19 protein-coding genes are annotated in these 23,564 nt (G+C 64.2%); 15 read left to right on the top strand and 4 right to left on the bottom strand.

Annotated features, from left to right (window positions below):
* Nucleotides 1–14 precede the first annotated feature (14 nt).
* From ruvB to yajC, 6 genes are read left to right on the top strand one after another with little or no spacing between them, the layout of a single operon-like run.
* Nucleotides 15–1,016: a Holliday junction branch migration DNA helicase RuvB gene (ruvB, locus tag B8V81_RS05585; RefSeq protein ID WP_028597520.1), complete on the top strand. Its 1,002-nt coding sequence runs from the start codon at nt 15–17 to the stop codon at nt 1,014–1,016.
* Nucleotides 1,017–1,020: 4 nt separating this feature from the next.
* Nucleotides 1,021–1,548: a thiol-disulfide oxidoreductase DCC family protein gene (locus B8V81_RS05580; RefSeq protein ID WP_101807927.1), complete on the top strand. Its 528-nt coding sequence runs from the start codon at nt 1,021–1,023 to the stop codon at nt 1,546–1,548.
* Nucleotides 1,545–3,641: a SpoIID/LytB domain-containing protein gene (locus tag B8V81_RS05575; RefSeq protein WP_028597521.1), complete on the top strand. Its 2,097-nt coding sequence runs from the start codon at nt 1,545–1,547 to the stop codon at nt 3,639–3,641. Before B8V81_RS05580 ends, B8V81_RS05575 begins: the two co-directional genes overlap by 4 nt.
* 4 nt (nt 3,642–3,645) lie before the next feature.
* Complete coding sequence (queA, locus tag B8V81_RS05570; protein ID WP_028597522.1) at nt 3,646–4,689, top strand: tRNA preQ1(34) S-adenosylmethionine ribosyltransferase-isomerase QueA; 1,044 nt, start codon at nt 3,646–3,648, stop codon at nt 4,687–4,689.
* 17 nt (nt 4,690–4,706) lie between these two features.
* Nucleotides 4,707–5,840, top strand: a complete 1,134-nt coding sequence (gene tgt / locus B8V81_RS05565; RefSeq protein ID WP_028597523.1) for a tRNA guanosine(34) transglycosylase Tgt — start codon at nt 4,707–4,709, stop codon at nt 5,838–5,840.
* Between the two features lie 53 nt (nt 5,841–5,893).
* Entirely contained in the window at nt 5,894–6,256 is a 363-nt protein-coding gene (yajC, locus tag B8V81_RS05560; RefSeq protein WP_043110898.1) for a preprotein translocase subunit YajC, read from the top strand.
* A gap of 100 nt (nt 6,257–6,356) precedes the next feature.
* Here yajC and B8V81_RS05555 read toward each other — a convergent pair whose 3' ends face one another.
* Entirely contained in the window at nt 6,357–7,523 is a 1,167-nt protein-coding gene (locus B8V81_RS05555; RefSeq protein WP_101807926.1) for a helix-turn-helix transcriptional regulator, read from the bottom strand.
* A 109-nt stretch (nt 7,524–7,632) separates the two neighbouring features.
* Here B8V81_RS05555 and B8V81_RS05550 point away from each other — a divergent pair, with 109 nt between their 5' ends.
* Complete coding sequence (locus B8V81_RS05550) at nt 7,633–8,523, top strand: SDR family oxidoreductase (RefSeq protein WP_101807925.1); 891 nt, start codon at nt 7,633–7,635, stop codon at nt 8,521–8,523.
* A 116-nt stretch (nt 8,524–8,639) separates the two neighbouring features.
* On the opposite strand, the gene B8V81_RS05545 is transcribed toward B8V81_RS05550, so the two are convergent.
* Both B8V81_RS05545 and B8V81_RS05540 read right to left on the bottom strand, forming a co-directional pair.
* Nucleotides 8,640–9,443, bottom strand: a complete 804-nt coding sequence (locus B8V81_RS05545; RefSeq protein WP_101808235.1) for a phosphatase PAP2 family protein — start codon at nt 9,441–9,443, stop codon at nt 8,640–8,642.
* Between the two features lie 136 nt (nt 9,444–9,579).
* Nucleotides 9,580–9,969 (bottom strand): TIGR04086 family membrane protein, encoded by a 390-nt coding sequence (locus B8V81_RS05540; RefSeq protein ID WP_028597526.1) that lies wholly within the window; start codon nt 9,967–9,969, stop codon nt 9,580–9,582.
* Nucleotides 9,970–10,169: 200 nt separating this feature from the next.
* Between B8V81_RS05540 and B8V81_RS05535 the strand changes: the two genes are divergently transcribed.
* Nucleotides 10,170–10,946, top strand: coding sequence for a YetF domain-containing protein (locus B8V81_RS05535; protein WP_101807924.1), 777 nt, complete (start codon nt 10,170–10,172; stop codon nt 10,944–10,946).
* 47 nt (nt 10,947–10,993) lie between these two features.
* Here the strand turns inward: B8V81_RS05535 and spoVB are convergent, their stop codons facing one another.
* On the bottom strand, nt 10,994–12,580 hold the full coding sequence (spoVB, locus tag B8V81_RS05530; protein WP_101807923.1) for a stage V sporulation protein B: 1,587 nt from the start codon (nt 12,578–12,580) through the stop codon (nt 10,994–10,996).
* Nucleotides 12,581–12,815: 235 nt separating this feature from the next.
* On the opposite strand from spoVB, the gene B8V81_RS05525 reads away from it, so the two are divergent.
* From B8V81_RS05525 to B8V81_RS05495, 7 genes are all read left to right on the top strand, one after another.
* Nucleotides 12,816–13,088, top strand: coding sequence for a post-transcriptional regulator (locus B8V81_RS05525; RefSeq protein ID WP_084136561.1), 273 nt, complete (start codon nt 12,816–12,818; stop codon nt 13,086–13,088).
* A gap of 84 nt (nt 13,089–13,172) precedes the next feature.
* Nucleotides 13,173–14,444 (top strand): protein translocase subunit SecD, encoded by a 1,272-nt coding sequence (gene secD, locus B8V81_RS05520; protein ID WP_052332950.1) that lies wholly within the window; start codon nt 13,173–13,175, stop codon nt 14,442–14,444.
* The gene (gene secF / locus B8V81_RS05515; RefSeq protein WP_052332951.1) at nt 14,434–15,378 is read left to right on the top strand and encodes a protein translocase subunit SecF; all 945 of its coding nucleotides are present in this window, start codon (nt 14,434–14,436) and stop codon (nt 15,376–15,378) included. Before secD ends, secF begins: the two co-directional genes overlap by 11 nt.
* A gap of 16 nt (nt 15,379–15,394) precedes the next feature.
* Nucleotides 15,395–16,291: a cation efflux transmembrane domain-containing protein gene (locus B8V81_RS05510; protein ID WP_101807922.1), complete on the top strand. Its 897-nt coding sequence runs from the start codon at nt 15,395–15,397 to the stop codon at nt 16,289–16,291.
* A 62-nt stretch (nt 16,292–16,353) separates the two neighbouring features.
* Nucleotides 16,354–18,777, top strand: a complete 2,424-nt coding sequence (recJ, locus tag B8V81_RS05505) for a single-stranded-DNA-specific exonuclease RecJ (RefSeq protein WP_101807921.1) — start codon at nt 16,354–16,356, stop codon at nt 18,775–18,777.
* Nucleotides 18,778–18,797: 20 nt separating this feature from the next.
* Complete coding sequence (locus B8V81_RS05500; protein ID WP_101807920.1) at nt 18,798–19,310, top strand: adenine phosphoribosyltransferase; 513 nt, start codon at nt 18,798–18,800, stop codon at nt 19,308–19,310.
* A 2,067-nt stretch (nt 19,311–21,377) separates the two neighbouring features.
* The gene (locus B8V81_RS05495) at nt 21,378–23,555 is read left to right on the top strand and encodes a RelA/SpoT family protein (protein WP_028597533.1); all 2,178 of its coding nucleotides are present in this window, start codon (nt 21,378–21,380) and stop codon (nt 23,553–23,555) included.
* Nucleotides 23,556–23,564 lie beyond the last annotated feature (9 nt).

Genomic DNA, 23,564 nt, shown 5'->3' with positions numbered 1-23,564 from the left:
GAGGAGGGGAGCAGATGGAGGATGATCGCATCATTTCCGCCAATCTGATGATGGAGGACCAGGCGGTGGAGTACAGCCTGCGCCCCCGCTATCTGAACGAATATATCGGCCAGTCCCAGGTGAAGGACAACCTCAAGGTGTTCATCGAGGCGGCCAAGCTGCGCAAGGAAGCGCTCGACCACGTGCTGCTGTACGGCCCTCCGGGCCTCGGCAAGACGACGCTGTCGAACATCATCGCCAACGAGCTCGGCGTCAGCCTGCGCACGACGTCGGGCCCGGCGATCGAGCGTCCGGGCGATCTCGCCGCGCTGCTGACGAACCTGCAGGAGAACGACGTGCTGTTCATCGACGAGATCCACCGGCTGAACCGCTCGGTCGAGGAAGTGCTCTATCCGGCGATGGAGGACTTCTGCCTCGACATCATGATCGGCAAAGGCCCGAGCGCGCGCTCCGTGCGGCTCGACCTGCCTCCGTTCACGCTGATCGGCGCGACGACCCGCGCCGGCCTGCTCAGCGCGCCGCTGCGCGACCGCTTCGGCGTCGTCAGCCGGCTGGAGTATTACGGCACGGACGAGCTGGCGTTCATCATCTCGCGCTCGGCCGAGATTCTGGACGTGCGCATGGTCGGCGAAGCGGCGCATGAGATCGCGCTGCGCTCGCGCGGCACGCCGCGCATCGCCAACCGGCTGCTCAAGCGGGTGCGCGACTTCGCGCAGGTGCGCGGCGACGGCATCATCACGAGCGAGCTCGCGGAGCTGGCGCTGTCGCTCATCGCCGTCGATCCGCTCGGACTCGACCGCATCGACCACAAGCTGCTGCAGGCGATGATCTCCCATTATCGCGGCGGCCCGGTCGGGCTCGACACGCTGGCGGCGACGATCGGCGAGGAAAGCCAGACGATCGAGGATGTGTACGAGCCGTATCTGATGCAGATCGGCTTCCTGCAGCGCACGCCGCGCGGGCGCGTGGCGACGCCGCTCGCCTACCGGCATCTCGGCTTGCCGGTGCCGGAGTAGCGCCATGAGAGGCCGGTCCGGCGCCGCTGGCGCGGCGGGAGAGCGGCGGCGCGGCAGCGCGGATGCCGGGCTGACGGTGCTTTACGACGGCGGCTGCCGCCTCTGCCAAGGAGCGGTGGATCGTCTTCAGGCGCTCAAGCCAAGCGAGCCGATTCGCTACGCGGCCGTGCAGGAGCTGACGGAGGACGAGCTGCAGCAGCTGTTCCGCGGAGCACCTCCCGCCTCCGGGCAGCTGCTGGAGAAGATCCACGCGGTCGCACGCGACGGCGCCGTCTACGCCGGCAGCGCTGCGGTCGTGCGGGCGCTGCGCTCCGTGCGCGGCTTCGGCCGCATCGCCTGGCTGTACCGGCTGCCGGGCATGCGGCCGCTCGCCGATGCGCTCTACCGGTACGTCGCGGCCCGCCGCTACGCCTGGTTCGGCCGCGTCTCGACCGGCTGCGGCGCGGACTGCGTCATGCCTTCGGAGCGCGGAAGCGACGGGGACGGCGACGGACATGAAGCGGAATGCGACCATCGAAAGGAGACCCAATGAAGCGATCGAGAGCATATAAAGCGGCGGCCTGGCTCGGTCCGGCCGCGCTGGCGGCAAGCCTATGCCTTCCTTCCGCGGCGATGGCTGACGGAGAGGCGGGGCGCGCCATCCGGGTCGGCATCTTCATCACGGTTCCAAACAAATACACGCTGTCGACGCCTGCCGCTACGCTGAGCTCGGCGGGCGGGCTGCGTCTGGCCGTCAAGAAAAACGGCGAGACGGGGCTGCTGGACGCCGTTCCGGCAGGCGTCGAGCTGCGGGCGATGGCCGAAGGATATTCGGCGCTGCTGGGCCAGAGCGCCGACTTCTCGGCGGCGCTGGCCGTGGCCAAGGCGGTCAAGTCGGCCGGAGGCAATCCGGTGCTGGAAAAGACGTCCCGCGCAGGCATGGCGGCGTACGAGGTGACGGAGGGGTCTTATGCGACCGCCTCCGCGGCTTCGACGGCGCTCGCCAAGTGGATGCAGAACGCGACCGTCAAGACGTTCGGCGGCGGAGCCGGCGCCGTGCGCGGTCCGCTTCATCTGGAGACGGCCGCCTATGCGACCGAAGCGGAGGCGCTCGCCGCCGCCGGCGCGTTCGGCGCGGCCGGCGTCGAGACGTTCGTGGCGCTTCGCCCGGGCGGGAGCGGCACGTCCTATTCCGTGCTCGTCGGAGCGGCGGCCGATGCCGCCGGCCTCGACGCGATCCGGCTCAAGCTGGCGGGCGTCGCCGAAGCGGCCGGCCTCGCGCCGGCTTCCGCCGGCGCCTACCTGATCAAGCGGCAGGAGCTGACGGTCAGCCAGAAGGAGGGCTCGCCGACGCCGCTGTACCAGGCTCCGTCCGGCTCCTTCGCCGTCATCCGTCCGGCGGGCGCCGAGCCGGTGAAACTTGCCGAGAGGTACGGACGTACATACAGAGGTCAGGTCGAAGTCGGCAGCTACAACGGCGCGCTCGCCGTCATCAACGAGCTCGATTTCGAGGAGTATCTGTATTCCGTCGTCGGCGGCGAGATGCCGGGCTCCTGGCATGCGGAGGCGCTCAAGGCGCAGGCCGTCGCCGCCCGTTCCTACGCGCTCGCCCAGGGCAGCGGCTTCGGCATCGCCGAGGTCGTCGACACGACGCTCAGCCAGGCGTACAACGGCACGTCAGCCGAAAAGGCGACGACGATCCAGGCGGTCGACGCGACGGCCGGCATCGTTCTGAAGTCGGGAGGAAAGCCCGTCGAGGCGGTGTTCTCCTCCAGCTCGGGCGGCCGCACGGCGGACCCCGCCGAGGTGTGGGGCAACCCGGTTCCGTATCTGGCGAGCGTGGACAGCCCCGACGACACCTCCGAAAAAGGCCTTCTCTCTTGGCATCGGGTGCTGACGCCGTCGGGCAAGAGCGGCTTCGTCCGCTCGGACACCGTGACGCTGTCCGGCACGAATGGCGCCGCCGCCCAGACCGCCGTCGTCAAGTCGGCGGATACGAACGTGCGCCCGATCCCGCTCGTCCAAAGCGGCGTCGATGCGGTCGAGAAGCTCGGCGCGGGAGCCAAAGTGACCGTGCTCGAGACGGTGCCCCAGTCCAACGAGATGAACTGGATCCGGGGGCCGTTCACGAGCCAGCAGCTGGTGGACGCGATGAAGGGCAAGACGACTTCGGCGGTCTCGGGCCCGATCACGCGCCTCGAGGTCGGCGAGCGCGGACCTTCGGGCCGCGTGACCAAGCTGCTCGTCAACGGCAAGGAGCTCGGCGTCAAGTCGCCGGACAGCCTGCGCGGCGCGCTTGGCGGATTGCCGAGCACGCGCTTCTGGATCGAGCCGGCGTCGCTGTCGCTGCTCGGCGGCGGCGGCCAGCCGGGCTCCAAGGAAGCCGGCGCAGCCGTGCAGGTGCTGGGCGCAGGCGGGGCCAAGGCTTCCTCCTCCGGAGGCGCGTCGCTGAACGTCATCGGCGGGGACGGCTCGATCCGTCCCGTCGCTTCCGCGGCGTCGTGGTATATCCGCGGCACGGGCTACGGCCATGGCCTCGGGCTGTCGCAGTACGGAGCAAAAGGCCTCGCCGAGCAAGGGTATGCGTACGATGCGATTCTGAAATACTACTATAAAGAGATTGAACTCGTTAAGGACGGATCCTGACCTTATGAATGTAGAAGACTACGATTTTCATCTCCCGGAGCATCTGATCGCGCAGACGCCGCTCGCGGAGCGGACCGCCTCGCGCCTGCTGACGCTGGACAAGAAGACGGGAGAGCTCGGCCATCATGCGTTCCGCGACCTCAAGGACTATCTTCGTCCAGGCGATACGCTCGTCGTCAACGACACGCGAGTCATTCCGGCCCGTCTGCTCGGCGTCAAGGAAGACACGGGAGCCAAAGCGGAGCTGCTGCTGCTGAAGCAGCTGCACGGCGATACTTGGGAGACGCTGGCCAAGCCCGGCAAGAAGCTGCGGACCGGAGCCGTCGTCGCCTTCGGCGAAGGAGAGAACGGACAGCCGCTGCTGCGCGCCGTCGTCGAGGCGGAAGGGGAGATGGGCGGCCGCACGGTCCGCTTCCTTTACGAAGGCATCTTCCCCGAGCTGCTCGACCGGCTCGGCGAGATGCCGCTTCCGCCGTACATCAAGGAGCGTCTCGACGACCGGGAACGCTACCAGACGGTCTATTCCCGCCAGGCGGGATCGGCTGCCGCGCCGACGGCGGGACTTCATTTCAGCCAGTCCTTCCTGGAGGAGCTGCAGCAGGCGGGCGTCGAGGTCGCGCCGCTGACGCTTCATGTCGGCCTCGGCACGTTCCGTCCGATCTCGGCGGATACGATCGAGGAGCATGTGATGCACTCGGAGTATTATGAGCTGAGCGAGGAGACGGCCGCCCGGCTGCGCCGCACGCGCGAGCGCGGCGGCCGCATCGTCGCCGTCGGCACGACGTCCGCGCGCACGCTGGAGACGGTCGCGGCCCGCTTTCCGGACGGATTGCAGGCTTGCAGCGGCTGGACCGACATCTTCATCTACCCCGGCTATGAGTTCAAGGCCGTGGACGCCCTGCTGACGAATTTTCATCTGCCCAAGTCGACCCTTGTCATGCTGGTCAGCGCGCTGGCCGGCCGCGAGAACGTGCTCGCCGCCTACGAGGCTGCCGTCCGGGAGCAATACCGGTTCTTCAGCTTCGGCGATGCGATGTTTATCTACTAGGAATGGAAGAGTGAACCGTGGCTGTAACTTACGAACTGATCAAAACCTGCAAGCAGACCGGAGCGCGGCTCGGCCGCGTCCACACGCCGCACGGCGTCATCGAGACGCCGGCATTCATGCCCGTCGGCACCCAGGCGACCGTCAAGACGATGAGCCCCGAGGAGCTCAAGCAGATGGACGCCCATATCATCCTCAGCAATACGTACCATCTGTGGCTGCGTCCGGGCCATGAGCTCATCGCCAAGGCGGGCGGCCTGCACCGCTTCATGAACTGGGACCGTCCGATCCTCACCGACAGCGGCGGCTTCCAGGTGTTCTCGTTGAGCAACATGCGCAAGATCCGCGAGGAGGGCGTGGACTTCCGCTCCCATCTGAACGGAGACAAGCTGTTCCTTTCCCCGGAAAAGGCGATGGAAATCCAGAACGCGCTCGGCTCGGACATCATGATGGCGTTCGACGAGTGCCCGCCTTATCCGGCGGAGTACGACTACATCAAGCAATCGCTCGAGCGCACGACGCGCTGGGCCGAGCGCTGCCTCAAGGCGCACGCCCGTCCGGGCGACCAGGGACTGTTCGCGATCGTGCAAGGAGGCATGCATGCCGACCTGCGCCGCCAGAGCGCGGCTGATTTGACTTCCCTTGATTTTCCGGGGTATGCTATTGGTGGTCTGAGCGTCGGCGAGCCGAAGCATCTCATGTACGAGGTGCTGGAGGAGACCGTGCCGCTGCTCCCGTCGAACAAGCCCCGCTATCTGATGGGCGTCGGCTCGCCGGACGCGCTGCTCGACGGCGCCATCCGCGGCATCGACATGTTCGACTGCGTCCTGCCGACGCGCATCGCGCGCAACGGCACGACGATGACGAGCCAGGGCCGCGTCAATATCCGCAACGCCAAGTATACGGAGGATTTCGGACCTTTGGATCCCGAGTGCTCCTGCTATACGTGCCGCAACTACTCGCGCGCTTATCTCCGCCATCTCATCAAGGCGGACGAGACGTTCGGCATCCGCTTGACGACGTACCACAACCTGCATTTCCTGCTGGAGATGATGCGGGGCGTGCGGCAGGCGATCCAGGACGATCGGCTGCTCGACTTCCGCAATGAGTTCTTCACGATGTACGGCCTGCACGACAACGAAAAAGGCTTCTAGAATCCGGCCGAGAGGCCGGATGAATCGACACGCAACTGAAAGGGGTCCTTTCCATGTATCTTGCATCTCAAGCCGGAGGCGGCAACATCTGGACGATGCTGTTTCCCTTCATCCTCATGTTCGTGGTGTTCTACTTCCTGCTGATCCGTCCGCAGCAAAAGAAGCAGAAAGCCCGCAACGCGCTGCTCGGCGCGCTTAAAAAAGGCGACAAGATCTCGACGATCGGCGGCATGCACGGCACGATTGTCGAGCTGACTGACGATACCGTCGTGCTTCGCGTCAACGACACGACCCGCATCACCTTCGAGCGCAGCGCCATCAACACGGTGCTGAACAGCGCCCCGGCTCCGGCAGAGAGCAAAGCGGCCGCGAAGGAAGAGAAGAGCGACAAGGTAGAGCCGGAAGGCACGCTCTAACGCGCGCATCGGCCTGCATCGCCGGCCATGGGGCGGCTTCGGCCGTCGAGGCCGGCGGCTTAAAAAGGACCAAGCTGATTTTCAGCTTGGTCCTTTTTCGCTATTGCGGCTCCTCATGGCCGCGGACGGCCCGCAGCGCGCGCTCTCGAACGAGGCGGCGCAGCTCCGGGGGGCTCAGCGCGGCCGCCCCGGGAGCAAGCGACAGGATGACGCTGGCGGCGTAGTCCATCGTGTCGAAGCGGACTTCGGCCTGCAGCCAGACTTGCGCAGCCGCCGCAGCCGCCTCGTCCGGCTCGCCTGCGGAGCCGTCGGCGGAGACGGTCGGCAGCTCTGCTGCGGCGCTGCCGACGGCAGGCACCGGCGGCTGTCCGGCACAGCTGCCGGATGCCGTGATCGACGCGCCCTCGCGCAGACGGACGGAGCCTTCGTCGACGCTGACGTAGCGCATCCGCTTCAGGCGTGCCAGCGCGTCCGCAGTGACGAGCAGCCCGGCCGTCATCGGCTTCGGCAGCGCCGACTGGAAGTCGGCTACCGACGCGGCCCACCAGGAGGGCAGGTCGAACGTCTTCGGACGCTGGAAAGCTTCCGCCTCGAGCCTTGCTTCAAGCACCCGCGAGACGCGGAACGTTTTGCGGACCGGCTCCTGCGGGGCGGAATCGGGCCGCCCGCTCTCCAGCTCGTCGGCGACGAGATACCAGGAGCTTCCTTTGCGCACAAGGCCGAGCGGACAGGCGAGCCGCTCGCGGGGAAGCGGGCTGGAGGACGGCGCCGCTGGCGCCGGCGATGCGGCCGGCGAGGCGTAGCGGAAGCGGATGCGCCGATCCTGAAGCACCGCTTCCATGAGCAGGCTGAGATGCGGCTGCTCCTTCTCGGCCGCCGTCCAGCCTTCGCCGTCGAGCAGCAGCCTCGACTGCAGCGCGGATGCATGCGGCAGCGAGGCGCTCGGCTGCACCGCCCTGAGCTTCAGCAGCGCGCTCTCCAGCTCCGCCGACCAGCCGAGCTCGTCAGCGGCCGGGCTGCCGGAGGCGAGCAGCAGCGCTCTCCATTCCGCGTCCGTCATGCCGGTCAGCCGGGTGCGATAGCCTTCCATCAGCCTCCAACCGCCGCCGCCGCCCCGCTCGGCGACGACGGGCACGCCTGCGGCGGAGAGCGCATCGAGGTCGCGCTGCACGGTGCGAGGCGATACTTCAAGCTGCCGGGCGAGCTCGCGCACGCTTTTTTTGCCTTCTGCCTGAAGCAAGAGCAGCAGCTCCAGCTGTCTCGTCATGGTTCCAAGCCTCCTTTTCTACATTATATCCTCGTGAATAGGACAGAGGATGGCTTATTCGCAAGTTAGGATGGAAGGGAACGCGAAAAAAGAAGGAGAGTGGTTGGGCATGATATGGAAGCCGGAGCAAGACTTGAAGGGCAGGATCGCGCTCGTTGCCGGCGGCACGAGGGGAGCCGGTAGAGGCATCGCGGAGGCGCTCGGCGAGCGCGGCGCGACCGTGTACGTCAGCGGCCGGACGACGCGCGAGGCGCGTTCGGAGCTGGGGAGGCCGGAGACGATCGAAGAGACGGCGGAGCGGGTCGAGCGGGCCGGGGGCAAGGCGGTCGCGGTCCGCACGGACCATATGGTGCCGGCTCAAGTGGAGGCGCTCATGGAGCGGATCGGCCGCGAGCAGGGACGGCTCGACATTCTCGTCAACGACATCTGGGGCGGGGAGAAGCGTTCCCACTGGGGCAAGCGCTACTGGGAAAGCCCGCTTGACGATGCGCTGGCGATGCAGCGCACCGTCATGGAGACCCACTACATTACCGCTTACCTTGCCGCGCCGCTGCTGGCGCTGTCGGACGGAGCCCTGATCGCCGAGATCACGGACGGCATCGACTACCGCTATCGCGGCGAGCTCGCGTACAGCCTGATCAAGGCTTGGGGCATCCATATGGCGGCAGGACTTGCCGAGGAGTGGAAGGCGGCAGGAGCCGCAGCCGTGTCGCTGACGCCGGGCTTCCTGCGCTCGGAGGAGATGCTGGACCACTTCGGCGTCTCGGAGGAAAATTGGCGCGATGCGGCGAGCCAGGACCCGCATTTCCTCGAATCGGAGACGCCGCTGTTCGTCGGGCGGGCGCTCGCATGCCTGGCTGCCGATCCGCGACGGCAGGAGCTGTCCGGCCGCGCGCTCAGCTCATGGGAGCTGTCGGATCGGTACGGCTTCACGGACCGCGACGGCCGGCGGCCGCATTGGGGGGCTTATTTCGCCACGATCGAGAATGCCGTCCACTGAGCTTCTCTGAGGGTCAGGCAAGCGAAAGCATGAGTCTGCGCAAAAAAGGACCGCGATCATCCCGCACGCGGCGGAAGGATCGCGGTCCTGCTTGCTGCCCATGAACGAGCAAAGCTTCAGCCCTGCACCGTCGGCAGCGGCTTGCGGATCGAGCTCAAGTCGGCGAGCCGATAGGCGAGCGCGACGGAGAAGACCGCCAGGCCGAGGCCGCCGAGCATGTCGGTCAGCCAGTGGATGCCCATGTAGAAGATGGTGAAAATAATGATGGCGGCGTTGATGCCGGCGAACCAGGCCCAGCGGCGATTGCCTGAACGGGCGGCGAGCAGCGCCATCGTGACGGAGATCGACGTATGCAGGCTCGGGAAGCAGTTGTCGAGGCCCGACAGGCCGCGATACATCGACTCGAACGCCGGGAATGCCTCCAGCATGTAGAAGTGGACGTTCGGATCGTACGCCCATACCTCCTTCACCGGGAGAAACAGATAGAACGGAATGGCGACGAGATAATTGATCATCACGGCATAACAGGTCGCCTTGAACTGCCGGCCTGAACGGTCGCGGAACATGTAGATGCCGAGCGAGGCGACGAGCACGCTCTGGAACACGACGATATAAAAGAAGGCAAGAAACGGCGTCAGCCATTCGGCATGGAACAGCTGCTGGAAGTTCTCGACGAAGCGGCCTTCGAAGCTGAAGATGTACGGCGTGAAATCCGGCTGCGGCTTCATCGCCTTTTCGAGCGTGAGCTCGAACTTGTTCAAGAACAAGATGCCCAGCAAAGAGGCGAACAGCAGCAGGTAGCGAGGACGGGTCGCCAAATTGCGGACGAACACCCAGGCCGCCCGCAGCGGATTGCGGCCGGTGCCGAAGCCGATGAGCAGGGCCGAGGTCAGGATCGTATATATCGTGACTTGATTCATGGAATGAAAGATCGCCAATATGCTTCCCCCTAAAGGTCAACCTGATGCGCCGCCGGCCGAGCGGGTCCCGGCAGACGAACGTAAGCAAGTATAGCATATCGGCTTGTTATTTACACGGCTCTCAGTTGATTCCAGATTATTTGCGCAAATTGACGCCGACCATGCCGCCGAAGGCGCCGGCCAGCGCGACGATCAGGAACAGGATGCCCGTGCGCGCCCCGATGCCGGCATCCGCCGCCAGAAAGCTGATGATCAGCACGAGCAGCCCGTAGCCGAGGCCCAGCAGCCCGCCATGGTACCAGCCCTTCGAGCCGCTTCGCTTGCCGGAGGTGAAGCCGCCGCACAGCGCGGCCGCGCCATGGATGCCGAGCGACCATGCCGGCAGCGACGATTCGTTCAGGCTGCCGGCATAGAGGAGCAGCGACAGGAGCAGCGCGCCGAGGGCGAGCCATAACGCGGCGAAGACGAGTCCGGCCAGCATCGGCGAGCCGAGCCTTACTTTAGGTACGGTCTTGATCGGATTCATTCGGATCCCCACCTTCCGAGAGTTCGGTTTATTCCACCATATGGCCAAGCCGGCAGAAATAGTACAAGTCGCGGCATGGCCGCAGTGGCGCGGACCGAGGCAATTGCCAACATTTCGATGCGGCAAGGGCCGCATGGCGGATCGGCGGGAAGGCGACAATAGCCCATGAGCAAGCGCCAGAGAGGGGAGGCGATCCGGTCATGGACCTTGGATCCTTGCTGCTTCGCACGGTTCTGATTTATTTCGTCGTGTTCCTGATCATGCGGCTGATGGGCAAGCGCGAGATCGGCAAGATGAGCGTCTTCGACCTCGTCATCTCGTTCATGATCGCGGAGATCGCGGTGCTCGTCATCGAGGATACGGAAAGGCCGCTGCTGGACGGCATCGTGCCGATGGTCATCCTGATGGCCGTGCAGGTCGGCATCGCCTATATCGGCATGAAGAACCGGCGCATCCGGCTGCTGTTCGACGGCAAGCCGAGCGTCATTATCGCCGACGGCAAGCTCGATCCGGAAGAAATGAAGAAGCAGCGCTACAATCTGGACGATCTGCTGCAGCAGCTGCGGGAAAATCAGATCGCTCGCGTAGCGGATGTCGAGTTTGCGATTTTGGAGACGAGCGGCAAGCTGTCGGTCATACCCAAGGAGCAGGAGGAGAGCGGGGCGGGCGGCGGAAAAGCGGACGAGCAAGGCGGCCAGGACAGCGCGGGCGGCTCCGGCGCGAGCCCCAAGGCAGACGGCGTGCAGCACAAGCCGGTGCAGATGAAGCTGCCGGCCAGCTACCGCTTCGAGACGCTTCCGATCCCGCTCATCATGGACGGCAAGGTGCTCGACCAGAGCTTGGAAAGGCTCGAGAAAAACCGCTTCTGGCTCAAGCAGCAGCTTCGCAAGTTCAATGTGTCGGATTACAAGCAGGTGTTTTTCTGCTCGGTCGACCACAAGGGAGAGCTGTTTGTCGATGTGAGGAAAAAACAATGAGCAGCCGTTTTCCGCGGCTGCTTTTTTTGTCGTAGGGACCGCCTCGTTCAGAACCAGCGTCCGATGCCGGGGATGCGCCGGAGGTCATGCCGGTCGATAATGCCCATGACGGCCATGAGCGCGAGGTAGAGGAGCGCGCTGATCGTGCAGGCGGCGGCGAGGCCGAGCCATTCGAGCGACAGCGGATGATGGGACATGATCCAGCGGCAGGCCGCCCCCATGATGATCATGGCAGCGCCGACCTTGACGAAATCCGGCAGCTTCATGCGAAAGCCGGAAATCCGCAGCACGCTGATGCCGTGCAGCAGCGTGACGAGCACGATGTTGACCGAGATGGCGATGACGGCGCCGTAGATGCCCAGCTCGGGACGCGAGGCCAGCTCGACGATCAGATACAGCTTCACGGCGGCTCCGATCGTCGTGTTGAGCAGCGCCGTGCCCGGCTTGTCGAGCGCCTGCAGCGCGGCTTGAAGCGGCCCTTGCAAATAGATGAAGATGCCGACGGGGGCGAGCAGCGTCAGCAGCGGTGCGATCTCGGCGTGGTCGTACAGAATGCGGCAGAGCGGCTCGGCGAGCAGCCCCATGATGACGACGAACGGAGCGCCGCTGACGAGCGCGAGCCGCAGCGACTGATGCAGCCGCTTGTGGATGGCGGCTCGGTCGCCGCGCGCCGCCGCCGCCGACAGCGACGGGACGAGCGAGACGGACAGCGAGTAGGTGAGGGCGGTCGGCAGCAGCAGCAGCGGGATGATCATGCCCTGGAGCGCGCCGTACTGGGCGGTCGCCGCTCCGGTAGCGATGCCGGCTGCGGCAAGGCTGCGGGCGGTCAGGATGGATTCGAGCAAATACGACAGCGATCCGACGAGCCGGCTTCCGGTGATCGGCACGGACAGCCGGAGCAGCTTGCGCAGCACGGGAGCCCGTCCGGCCGGCAGCGGCTCCAGCGGCAGCGCGGCCCCTTCCGCCGGCATGTCCAGCCCGTCCCGCTCGCGGGGATGCTCCAGACGGTCCTTGCGCGCATGATGCAGCATGACGAGCAGCGAGGCTACCTCGCCGAGCACGGTGCCCATCATCGCTCCGGCCGCCGCCCATTGCAAGCCCATCGGCAGCAGCAGCGCGGCGAGCGTCAGCTGGGCGGCGATCCGCAGCACCGTCTCCACGACCTGCGACTGAGCGGTCGGAATCATGTTCTGCTTGCCTTGGAAATAGCCCCGATAGACGGAGGAGACGCCGATCAGCAGCAGCATCGGCGCCATTACGAGAAACGCCTCGTACACCCGCGGATCGGTCAGCACCCGCGTCGTGATCCATTTGGCCGACAGCAGCATGACGCTCGTCATGATCAAGCCGAGGGCGACGGTCAGCCCCATCGCGGTGCGGAAGATCTGCCGCACCCTTGCCCCGCCTCCCTGGGACTCGGCTTCGGCGACCCATTTGGCGACCGCGACCGGGATGCCGCCGGTGATGAGCGTCAGAAGGACGCCGAGAAAAGGATAGCAGAGCTGGTACAAGCCGACGCCTTCGGCGCCGATGACCCGGGGCAGCGCGATCCGGGGCACGAAGCCGAGGATGCGGTTGACGACGCCTGCGGCGAGCAGGATCATCGCTCCCTTGATGAACGTTTGTTTCGTCATGGCAACCTCTCTTTTCCGCTAGACCGTAATTTGGCTCTGCCGGCGCCTTGAAGATGGCGGCGAGGCGCAGAGCGCGTCCGTAGAGGAGTCTATGCGGACAGGGGGCGGGGGCATGTCTGCCATTTTCAAAAGAAAACAGGCATACCGGCAGGAAAAGGCGCCTCGGTGTCGAAGGGGTACAACTGGAAACGATGACGGCTGGACGATAGGAGCAGCGAGGGAGGCGGCAGGCCGAATGACGGAAATTCATCCCTTCAGGGAGCAGGCGGGCGGGATGTCGGAGGACGAGATCGCGGCAGAGCTGTTCGTCCTGTGCGAGAGCAAGGCGGAGGAGTTCCGCTGGATCGGATACGAATCGGTGACCGGACCGGACATATGGGAGTGCGTGCACGCAAAATATGCCAAGAGCGGAGCGCCGCCGCTGTATCGGCTCGTGAACGACATCCTGTCGCTCAAGCCCCAGCAGCTGATGCATCATCTGACGATGAGCGCCTGGCAGAACCCCTGAGAGCAGGGGTTTTCTTTTTTGACTCCCATTTTAGCGCTCGGTATAATAGATACGATTGAGAACTTAAGGAGGAACATCAGGCATATGAAACGGATGCTGGCATTCCTGCTCATTGTCGTCGTAAGCTTAGGCGTCATTGGTGCAACAAGCCCCGCCCTGCTTGACAAGACTAGACTCGGCCTCGACCTCAAGGGCGGATTCGAGATCCTGTACCAAGCCACGCCCTTGTACGAAGGCGGCACTGTAACGAAGGAATCGTTGAACGAGACGGCCAAAAGCCTTGAAAAACGGGTGAACCAGACCGGCGTCTCGGAGCCGGAGGTCACGACGGAAGGCGCGGACCGGATCCGCATCCGCATCGCCGGCATGGAAGAGAGCAAGGAAGCCGAGCTTCGCGAGACGCTCGTCAAGCCGGCGAACCTGACGTTCCGCAGCGCGCGCGGCTGCAAGGACGGAGAAGGCTACTGCAAGATCGAGCTGACCGGCCAGGACTTCAAGGAGAACGGGGCCGCCCTGCAGCAGAGCGCGCTCAACGAATACGGCATCTCCATCAAGCTCAAGGACGCCTCCAAGTTCGCCGAGGTCACCCGCGAGGTGGCCAAGCTTACCAATGGCAAAAACGTGCTTGCCATCTACCTTGACGAAGAGGAGATCTCCGCGCCGAGCGTACGGAGCGAGATCAACCAAAGCGAAGCCTCCATTACGGGCAGCTTCACGCGCGACGAGGCGATGGCTCTGCGCGACACGATCAACCTCGGCGCGCTTCCGCTGAAGCTCGAGGTCAAATACACCCAGTCCGTCGGCGCGACGCTGGGCCAGAAGTCGCTGGACGACACGATTTTCGCCGGCGTCATCGGCACGGTGTTCATCGTACTCTTCATGCTGATCTTCTACCGCGTTCCGGGCATCGCGGCCAGCGTATCGCTGATCATCTACACGTGGCTGCTGCTGGCGGCGCATATCGCGCTGGACGCGACGCTGACGCTGCCGGGCATCGCGGCGTTCATCCTCGGGGTCGGCATCGCCGTCGACGCCAACATCATCACCGCCGAGCGGATCAAGGAAGAGCTGCGATCCGGCAAGAGCCTGAACAGCGCCTTCCGCGCCGGCTCCAAGACGTCGCTGCGCACGATCATCGACTCCCATGTGACGACGATCATCGCTTCGCTCGTGCTGTTCTTCATCGGCGTCGGCTCCGTCAAGGGCTTCGCGATCACGCTGCTGCTCAGTGTGCTGATCAGCCTCATTTCCAACGTCGTCGTATCCCGCTACCTGCTCTGGCTCATGATCAAGAGCGGACGATTCGCCAAGCCGGGCTACTACGGGGTAAAGGAGAGTGAAATCCGTGCCCTCTAAGGACAAGGACCTGCGCAACTTCAAGGAGTCGAAAATCGACTTCGTCAAATACAGCAAATATTTCTATCTCTTCGCGATCGTCGTGACGCTTGGCGGCATCATCTCGCTCGCCTCGCTCGGCTTGAATTACGGCGTCGACTTCAGCTCGGGATCGAGCGTGGACGTGCAGTCGTCCAAGAGCCTCGAGAGCCAGCGCGCCGAGATCGAGACGTTCCTCACCGAGGGCGGATACGGCAAGCACAATGCGCCGACCTTCGGCCAGGACCGCATGACGATCCGCTTCGACGAAGTGCTGAGCCAGGATCAGGAGAACAAGCTCAAGACCGACCTCAAGGCCAAGTTCGACCCGGCCGCCTCGGTCGAGGTCAACACGGTCGACGTGGAGATCGCCCGCGAGATGCAGTGGAACGCGCTCAAGGCGATGATCGTCGCCAGTATCGGCATCGTCCTCTACATGGCGATCCGCTTCGAGTGGCGCTTCGGCCTCGCGGCCATCGTCTCGCTCGTGCATGACGCGTTCCTCGTCATCAGCATCTTCTCGGTGTTCCGGCTTGAGGTCAACCTGCCGTTCATCGTGGCGATCCTGACGATCATCGGCTATTCCATCAACGATACGATCGTCATCTTCGACCGGATCCGCGAGAATCTGCGCTTCGCCAAGATCAAGTCGCCGGACGATCTGCGCAAGCTCGTCAACGACAGCATCTGGCAGACGATGACACGCTCGATCAACACGGCGGTAACCGTCCTGTTCGCCGCCGCCGCCCTGTTCGTGCTGGGCAGCGAATCGATCCGCCTGTTCTCGCTGGCGATCTTGATCGGCCTGTTCTGCGGCGCTTATTCCTCCATCTTCATCGCGAGCCCGCTGTGGCTGCTCATGAAGTCCAAGTCCAAGCAGAAGCAGGCGCCTGCGGGCAACCCGGCCGCTTCGTAGTCAGGAGGCGCGTCCGATGGCCATCAAGCTACAGCCCGCCGCCGATTCCGGCAAAAGGGGAACCGCTGTCCATATCGGCCTGGCGCTTGCCAAAGGAACGTCGGGAGCGCTGCTCGGCAGCTCGGCCGTGCTCTCCGATGCGTTCCGCTCGGCGGCTGACGCCTGCGGCAGCTACTTGTCGAGCGGAGAAGGGGCCCGGCGCGGACGTTCGGCTCTTTCCCGCCGATGGCTGGGCGGAGCCGAGCATGCGCCGGCCTATCTGTTCTCGATCCTGCTCATGCTGATCGGCCTGGAGCTGGCGATGCTGGCCGTGCAGGATCTGCTTGATCCGCCCGACCTCTATCCGAGGTGGCCCGCGGCTTTTGTCGTACCGGCCTGCCTTGTGATCCGCCTGCTTCTGGTGCGCGGAGCGGCTCCGGCGACCGAATGGCTGTCCTCGATCGCGGCTACGGCCGGGTCGGGAGCGGCATGGGCAGGCGGAGAAAGCGGCATCGAATGGCTGCTGTACATGGATCCGATCGCTTCGGCGCTGATCGCAGCCGTTCTCGTCAGCAAGGGCTACGGCCTCATCATGCAGGCCGGGAGGCCGCGCATCGAGACGCGGCAGGCGGATGACGGCCTGGCGAGCGACCTGATGGAGCTGATCCAGCGCGTCGACGGCGTCGTCACGGTCGAGGCCGTGCAGCCTGTCCACAACGGGGGCAAGCTGGCGGCGGACATCGTCATCAGCGTCAACCCGCGCATCTCCGTGATGGAGGGCTCCGAGATCGCCGGCAGAGTGAGGACGCTCGTGCAGAAGCGCTTCCTGCAGATCGTGGAGATGCGCATCTGCGTGGAGCCCTACAACCCCGGCTATCCGTACAAATCGAACCATGATCCGAATCAGGAGCATATGCCGACCTTATTGCAATAAACAGGTGAGTCGACGCTGCCGCTAAGCGGCAGCGTTTGTTTGCTGGAAAGGCTGGTGACGGATTGATCCCGTCCAAAACCCGCTGGCGCATCCGCGAACTGGATGCGTCCGGCGAAGAAAAAGCCGCCAAGCTGGCGGCGCAGCTGCGGCTGTCGCCGCTGGCGGCGCGCCTGCTCGTCCTGCGGGGCCAGGAATCGCCCGAGCAGGCGGAGCGTTTTTTGCGCGGCGGCGTGGAAGAGCTGCATGATCCTTATGAGCTCCTCGGCATGGAGGCGGCCGTGCGGCGGATCCGCCAGGCAGCCGACGGCGGCGAGCGGGTGCTCGTCTACGGAGACTACGACGCGGACGGCGTATCCTCGACGTCGCTCATGCTCTATCTGCTTCGCGAGCTGGGCATGCGCCATGATTATTATATTCCGCACCGGATGAAGGAAGGCTACGGTCTGAACGTGCCGGCCGTCGAGCGGGCCGCCGAGCAGGGCTTCTCCCTCATCATCACGGTCGACAACGGCATCAGCGCGGTGGAGCCGATCGCGCGAGCGAGAGAGCTCGGCCTGTCGGTCGTCGTGACGGATCATCACGAGCCGCCCGAGTCGCTTCCGGAGGCGGATGCGATCGTCAATCCGAAGCAGCCGGGCTGTCCGTATCCGTTCAAGGGACTTGCCGGCGCCGGCGTCGCCTTCAAGCTCGCTCAGGCGCTGCTCGGGCGGCCGCCGCTGGAGTGGAGCGACATCGCGGCGCTCGGCACGGTCGCGGACCTGATGCCGCTCGAGGACGAGAACCGTTTCCTCGTACGCTGCGGACTCGAGACGATGCGCCGCTCGCCGAAGCCGGGCTTCAAAGCGTTGGCCGAGGCTTGCGGAACCGCGCTCGAATCGGTGACGGCGTCCGATATCGGCTTCCAGATGGGACCGCGCATCAACGCGGCGGGCCGGCTGGAGCATGCCGATGCGGCGGTGCGGCTGCTCGTGTCGGAGGATTTGGCCGAGGCGGCTGGACTCGCCGGCGAGCTGGACGAGCTGAACGTCCGCCGCCGGGCGATCGTCGAGCAGATGACGCTCGAGGCGGAGGAAGCCTGGCAGGAGCGCTGCCGCCGCGCCGACGAAGCCGGCGAGCCTCATCCCGGCGTCATCGTGCTCGCGCGCGAGGGATGGAATCCGGGCGTCATCGGCATCGTCGCCTCGAAGCTGCTGGATCGGCATTTCCGTCCGGCGGTGCTGCTCGGCCATGATCTAGAGACGGGGCTTTGCAAAGGGTCGGCCCGATCGATTCCGGGCTTCGACCTATACGAGGCGCTGAGCGCCTCCAAGCACCTCATGGAGCATTATGGCGGCCATGCGGCAGCTGCAGGCATGACGCTGAAGCATGAGCATCTGGCCGAGCTCGAGCGCGGCCTTTGCCTGGAAGCGGCCCGTCAGCTGCAGCCGGAAGATTATGTGCCGGTGAGCGAGATCGATCTTGTCTGCCTGCCGGAAGAGGCGTCGCTGAAGACGATCGAGCAGCTGGCGCTGCTGGAGCCGTTCGGCAGCGGCAACCCGCTGCCGAAGGTGCTGCTGCAAGGAGCGAGGCTGGCCGAGCTGCGAACGATCGGCAAGGACCAGTCCCATCTCAAGCTGTCTCTCGGCAAGCCGGGAGCCTCCGCGCTGGACGCGATCGGCTTCGGCCTGGGCGGGCTGTCCGAGCAGCTGGCAGGCAGCTCGGCCGCCGACATCGTCGGAGAGCTGAGCGTCAACGAGTGGAACGGCCGGAAGCGTCCGCAGCTCATGATCCGCGACCTTGCCGTCCGGCAGCCGCGCGTATACGATCATCGGGGCACGCGCGATCCGCTGGCGCTCGTCGCTCGGCTAAGGGAGCGGCTGCTCCGAGAAGGCGCGACAGGAGCGGTCATCGCATCGCCTGCGAGACTGCAAGGGCCTTTGCGGCAAGAGACCGCCGCCGCCGCTTCCGGCGCGGCAGGCGGCTTCCGCTGCTGCGACCCCGCCGAGCTGCCGGCAGGCGGCTTCGGCTGCCGCGAGCTGGCGCTGCTGGAGCCTCCGTCCTCGTGGGCCGAGCTGGAGGCTGGCCTGCGCCTCACGCCAGGACTCGCGGCTGTCCATCTGCTTTATCCGAAGCAGCAGCCGGCCGGCGCCGATTGGACCGAGCGGGAGCGGATGGGCCAGCTTTACGCGCGCCTGCGTCGCCTGGCGCCGCTGCCTGGCGGTCGCGCCGAGGCGGTACGGCAGCTCGCGCAGCAGGCGGGCTGTCCTAGCGCCGCGGCCGCGCTCGCGCTGGCCGTATTCACGGAGCTGGGTTTCCTTCGGGAGGAGGGCGGCGCGCTTGCGCTGGAGCCAGCTCCCGGCCGGCGGGAGCTGACGGAGTCGGCCTCCTGGAGAGCGGCGCGGGAAGAAAGCCGGCTGGCCGCTCTTCTTCAGGACAGTCCGGAGGCGATCAGCGCCTGGCTGTCGCAGCTCCGACCGGAGCTTCAAGCCGAATCCATTTTGAATTGAACAAAAGGAGATCAACGACCATGAATTATAAAGACTATATCCGCGTCATCGAGGACTTCCCGCAACCGGGCATCCGCTTCAAGGACATCACGACTCTGCTCGGCGACGGAAAAGCGTACCGCGCGGCCATCGAGGACATGAAAGCCGCGCTCAAGGACAAGCAGATCGACCTGATCGCCGGACCGGAGGCGCGCGGCTTCGTCATCGGCGCTCCGCTGGCGCTGGCGCTCGGCGTCGGCTTCGTGCCGATCCGCAAGAGCGGCAAGCTGCCAGGCGAGACCGTCGAGGCTTCCTATGACCTGGAATACGGCAAGGACAAGCTGGCCATCCACAAGGATGCGATCGCGCCGGGACAGCGCGTGCTGATCGCCGACGACCTGCTGGCGACCGGCGGCACGATCGCGACGACGATGGACCTGATCCGCCAGGTCGGCGGCGAGGTCGTCGGAGCCTCGTTCCTGATCGAGCTCTCCTACTTGAACGGACGCGAGAAGCTGGGCGGAACCGATGTTTTCTCGCTCATCCAATATTAATTATTTCTCAGGAAATAATGACGGCCGGCCGGGACGATTCCCGGCCTTTTTTGGTTTTCGGCGGACGAACAGGCCGCAGTGTGAGCCGAGCCTTTCTCCAGGTGAAGCCGGGGAAGCAAGTTTGGGAAACGAACAAGCCGCAGCGCGATCCGAGCCTTTCTCCGGGCGGTCTGGAGAAGCGAGAGAGGTGGGACGAACAGGCCACAGCGCGATCCGATCCTTTCCCAGGTGAAGCCGGGGAAGCAAGTTTGGGAAACGAACAAGCCGCAGCGCGAGCCGAGCCTTTCTCCGGGCGGTCTGGAGAAGCGAGATAGGTGGACGAACAGGCCGCTGCGCAAGCGAGCCTTTCCCAGGCGGTCTGGAGAAGCGAGATAGGTGGGAGGAATAGGCCGCAGCGCGAGCCGAGCCTTTCTCCGATTCCACTGGAAGCCGGATGCCCTGATTTTCTGACCTCCTAGGCGGAGGCCATCCGTCTTCCAAGAGGACCGCTGCCGCTTCTCCGAAAGGCATCGGCCCCCTCCGCTCTCCTCGTCCCACAGCCAGCCTTCCCCCTTTTTTAGGGGGTGAACCGTCTCCCGCATACCTGGGAGACGGCAGCTCGCTCGGCACGCGGCAGCATGAACGGCCGCTGCGGAAAGAGCCAGCAAGCAGCCCCAGCTTGCTGGAAATGACCCAGACTGCAACGACTTGGGCGCATCGGAGTTGCGCGGAAAAACCGAGTAACTCGGACAAGCGGAGGCCGAACGGATGGAGTTGCGCGGAAAAATCGAGTAACTCGGGCAAGCGGAGGCCAAACCGGTCGGAGTTGCGCGGAAAAACCGAGTAACTCGGACAAGCGGAGGTCAAACCGGATGGAGTTGCGCGGAAAAACCGAGTAACTCGGACAAGCGGAGGCCGAACGGATGGAGTTGCGCGGAAAAACCGAGTAACTCGGGCAAGCGGAGGTCAAACCGGATGGAGTTGCGCGGAAAAACCGAGTAACTCGGGCAAGCGGAGGCCGAACCGGATGGAGTTGCGCGGAAAACCGAGTAACTCGATCAAGCGGAGGTCAAACCGGATGGAGTTGCGCGGAAAAACCGAGTAACTCGGGCAAGCAGAGGTCGAACCGGTCGGAGTTGTGAGGTCAAATCAGTAACTCCGGTAGGCAGGCGTGTCGGTTGGAGCCCAAAAGACGGACTTGTGAGCCGCTGTAACCCGAATTATTCGGGTTAGAGTCCCAAAGACGGGCTGGTTAATCGCTGTAACCCGATTTATTCGGGTTAGGGCCAAAAAGACGGGCTTGCGAGCCGATGTAAGCCGATTTAATCGGGTTGGAGCTTGAAAAACGGGCTTGAGAGCCGATGTAACCCGAATTATTAGGGTTAGAGCCCAAAAGACTGGCTGATTAATCGCTGTATCCCGATTTATTCGGGTTAGGGTCAAAAAGACGAGCTTGTGAGCCGCTGTAACCCGATTTTTCCGGGGGTTCAGCTCGTTATAGAAGCTTTCGAGGGTTCCGGAGATTGCGATCAAAGAAATCCTGTGTGCATGGAGATCGGAATGAGTCTCTAAGAAGCGGACTGGGGGCGGGTTCGGCATTAGCGTCTAACCGATTGTACGGTGACGGGGCTAACGGTGCTGAGCGAAAGCACCGAGCCTATCGTCGAATCCAAAGAGCGAAGCGGACGGGGGCTCGTGGAGAAACGGCAGCTGTTCTCTTGGAGGGCGGATTCCTTCCTTTTTGGAAAATAAAATCAAAGGAATCTGGGCTCCAGGGAGATCGGAACGAGTCCCCGCTCCGCGAAGCGGGAGTCGGCTTCAGCGTCAATCGCCTGCGAAGCGGGAATCGGCTCAGCGTCAATCGCCTGCGAAGCGGCAGCCGGATTCAGCGTCAGTCGCGGCTGAAGCGCGAGCCGGTTTCAGCACATCTACCTACGTCGGCATCCTGTCTGGGATTGTCGAAAAGCGTCTGCCGGGCAGCGAGTTGACGGACGCCGCATGATGGGGGCATAATAAGAGTTAAACCAATTTTCATAGGTACGGGGACACGGCTGGAGTCGAATCCTGACACTCAGAAAGGGACGTTCCATGGGCATAGACCAACTACTCGCTAAGGCGTCAACTTATATGAAGGAACAGGATCTCGCCCGAATCAGGGAGGCCTATGTTTTTGCCGACCAGGCTCACTTCGGCCAAGTGCGCAAGTCCGGGGAGCCTTACATCCTCCATCCGGTAGCGGTGGCGGAGATTCTCGTGAACATGCAGATGGACGTGACGTCGATCATCGCGGCCCTGCTTCACGATGTCGTCGAGGACACGACGGTGGAGGTCGAGCAGGTGAGAGCGCGCTTCGGCGACACCTGCGCGATGCTTGTCGACGGCCTCACCAAGCTGGAGAAGATCAAGTTCCGCTCCAAGGAGGAGCATCAGAACGAGAACTACCGCAAGATGTTCGTCGCGATGGCGCAGGATATCCGGGTCATTCTGATCAAGCTGGCCGACCGGCTGCACAACATGCGGACGCTCAAGTTCCAGTCGGAGGAAGCGCAGCGGCGCATCGCCTACGAGACGCTGGAGATTTTCTGTCCGATCGCGCACCGGCTCGGCATCTCGGCGATCAAGTGGGAGATGGAGGATACCGCGCTCCGGTACCTCAACCCGCAGCAATACTACCGGATCGCCAACCTCATGAAGAAAAAGCGCGCAGAGCGCGAGGACTTCATCGGCCAAGTCATCTCGCGCATCAGCGAGAAGCTGGACGAGATGGGCATCGAGGGCGACATCTCCGGCCGCCCCAAGCATATTTACAGCATCTACCGCAAGATGACGATGCGCAACAAGCAGTTCAACGAGATCTACGACCTGATGGCGATCCGCATCATCGTCGACAACATCAAGGACTGCTACGCCACGCTCGGCATCATCCACACGCTGTGGAAGCCGATGCCGGGCCGCTTCAAGGACTATGTCGCGATGCCCAAGGCGAACATGTACCAATCGCTCCATACGACCGTCGTCGGTCCGAACGGAGAGCCGACCGAGGTGCAGATCCGCACCTGGGAGATGCACCGGACGAGCGAGTACGGCGTCGCCGCGCACTGGGCCTACAAGGAAGGCACGGCGCCGGGCGGCAACATCGAGGACAAGATGAGCTGGTTCCGGGAAATTCTGGAGCTGCAAAACGAGGCGGAGGACGCGTCGGAGTTCATGGAGTCGCTCAAGATGGACTTTTTCTCCGATCTCGTCTTCGTCTTCACGCCGAAGGGCGAGGTGATCGAGCTGCCGGCCGGCTCGGTGCCGCTCGACTTCGCCTACCGCATCCATACCGAGGTCGGCAACCGGACGATCGGAGCCAAGGTCAACGGCCGCATCGTGCCGCTCGACCATAAGCTCAAGACCGGCGACATCGTGGAGATCCTCACGTCCAAGCATTCCTACGGGCCGAGCCAGGACTGGATCAAGCTCACCAAGTCTTCACACGCACGGGCCAAGATCAAGCAGTGGTTCAAGAAGGAGCGCCGCGAGGAGAACGTCGTCAAAGGCCGCGAGGCGCTCGAGCGCGAGCTGCGTAAGCTGGGCCTGGAGCCGTCGGCGTGGATGATCGAGGACAAGCTCATGGAGGCCGCCTCCAAGTTCAGCTTCCACGATCCCGAGGACATGATGTCGGCGATCGGCTTCGGCGGCATCACGGCTGCGCAGATCTGCACCAAGATGACCGAAAAGATGCGGCGGGAAGCCGAGGCGGCGCAGCAGATCGAGCTGACGAGCGAGCCCGTCGAGATGAAGTCTCCGGGCACGCGCAAGAAGGCGGCTACGGGAGGCGTGACGGTCAAGGGCATCGACAACCTGCTCGTCCGTTTCGCCCGCTGCTGTAACCCGGTCCCGGGCGACGCCATCGTCGGCTATATCACGCGCGGGCGCGGCGTCAGCGTGCATCGCAGCGACTGTCCGAACATCCCGATCGAAGAAGGCGGAGAGGACGCCGAGCGCGTCATCGAGGTCGAGTGGGAGGAATCGGCGGAGTCGAACTACAGCGTCGACATCGAGATTACCGGGTACGACCATCGCGGGCTGCTCAACGAGGTGCTGCAGGCGGTCGCGGAGTCCAAGACGAACATCTCCGCCGTCACCGGCCGCACCGGCCGCAACAAGATGGTCATCATCCACATGACGATCCTCATCCGCAACATCGAGCATCTGCAATCGGTCGTGGAGAAGATCAAGCGCGTCAAGGACATCTACTCCGTCCAGCGCATCATGCAATAAGAGGAGGCG

Origin of the sequence: Paenibacillus pasadenensis (genome assembly GCF_002864175.1) — a bacterium.
In the GTDB taxonomy this organism is placed as follows: Bacteria; Bacillota; Bacilli; order Paenibacillales; family Paenibacillaceae; genus Paenibacillus_O; species Paenibacillus_O pasadenensis.
Note: the sequence above shows the minus strand (reverse complement) of the source record. Positions and strands in the feature narration are given on the sequence as shown.

Bases quoted from the DNA above. Each gene is read 5' to 3' on its own strand.
- ruvB (WP_028597520.1), top strand. From the start codon at position 15: ATGGAGGATGATCGCATCATTTCCGCCAATCTGATGATGGAGGACCAG.
- B8V81_RS05580 (WP_101807927.1), top strand. From the start codon at position 1,021: ATGAGAGGCCGGTCCGGCGCCGCTGGCGCGGCGGGAGAGCGGCGGCGC.
- B8V81_RS05575 (WP_028597521.1), top strand. From the start codon at position 1,545: ATGAAGCGATCGAGAGCATATAAAGCGGCGGCCTGGCTCGGTCCGGCC.
- queA (WP_028597522.1), top strand. From the start codon at position 3,646: ATGAATGTAGAAGACTACGATTTTCATCTCCCGGAGCATCTGATCGCG.
- yajC (WP_043110898.1), top strand. From the start codon at position 5,894: ATGTATCTTGCATCTCAAGCCGGAGGCGGCAACATCTGGACGATGCTG.
- B8V81_RS05555 (WP_101807926.1), bottom strand. From the start codon at position 7,523: ATGACGAGACAGCTGGAGCTGCTGCTCTTGCTTCAGGCAGAAGGCAAA.
- B8V81_RS05550 (WP_101807925.1), top strand. From the start codon at position 7,633: ATGATATGGAAGCCGGAGCAAGACTTGAAGGGCAGGATCGCGCTCGTT.
- B8V81_RS05545 (WP_101808235.1), bottom strand. From the start codon at position 9,443: ATGAATCAAGTCACGATATATACGATCCTGACCTCGGCCCTGCTCATC.
- B8V81_RS05540 (WP_028597526.1), bottom strand. From the start codon at position 9,969: ATGAATCCGATCAAGACCGTACCTAAAGTAAGGCTCGGCTCGCCGATG.
- B8V81_RS05535 (WP_101807924.1), top strand. From the start codon at position 10,170: ATGGACCTTGGATCCTTGCTGCTTCGCACGGTTCTGATTTATTTCGTC.
- spoVB (WP_101807923.1), bottom strand. From the start codon at position 12,580: ATGACGAAACAAACGTTCATCAAGGGAGCGATGATCCTGCTCGCCGCA.
- B8V81_RS05525 (WP_084136561.1), top strand. From the start codon at position 12,816: ATGACGGAAATTCATCCCTTCAGGGAGCAGGCGGGCGGGATGTCGGAG.
- secD (WP_052332950.1), top strand. From the start codon at position 13,173: ATGAAACGGATGCTGGCATTCCTGCTCATTGTCGTCGTAAGCTTAGGC.
- B8V81_RS05510 (WP_101807922.1), top strand. From the start codon at position 15,395: ATGGCCATCAAGCTACAGCCCGCCGCCGATTCCGGCAAAAGGGGAACC.
- B8V81_RS05500 (WP_101807920.1), top strand. From the start codon at position 18,798: ATGAATTATAAAGACTATATCCGCGTCATCGAGGACTTCCCGCAACCG.
- B8V81_RS05495 (WP_028597533.1), top strand. From the start codon at position 21,378: ATGGGCATAGACCAACTACTCGCTAAGGCGTCAACTTATATGAAGGAA.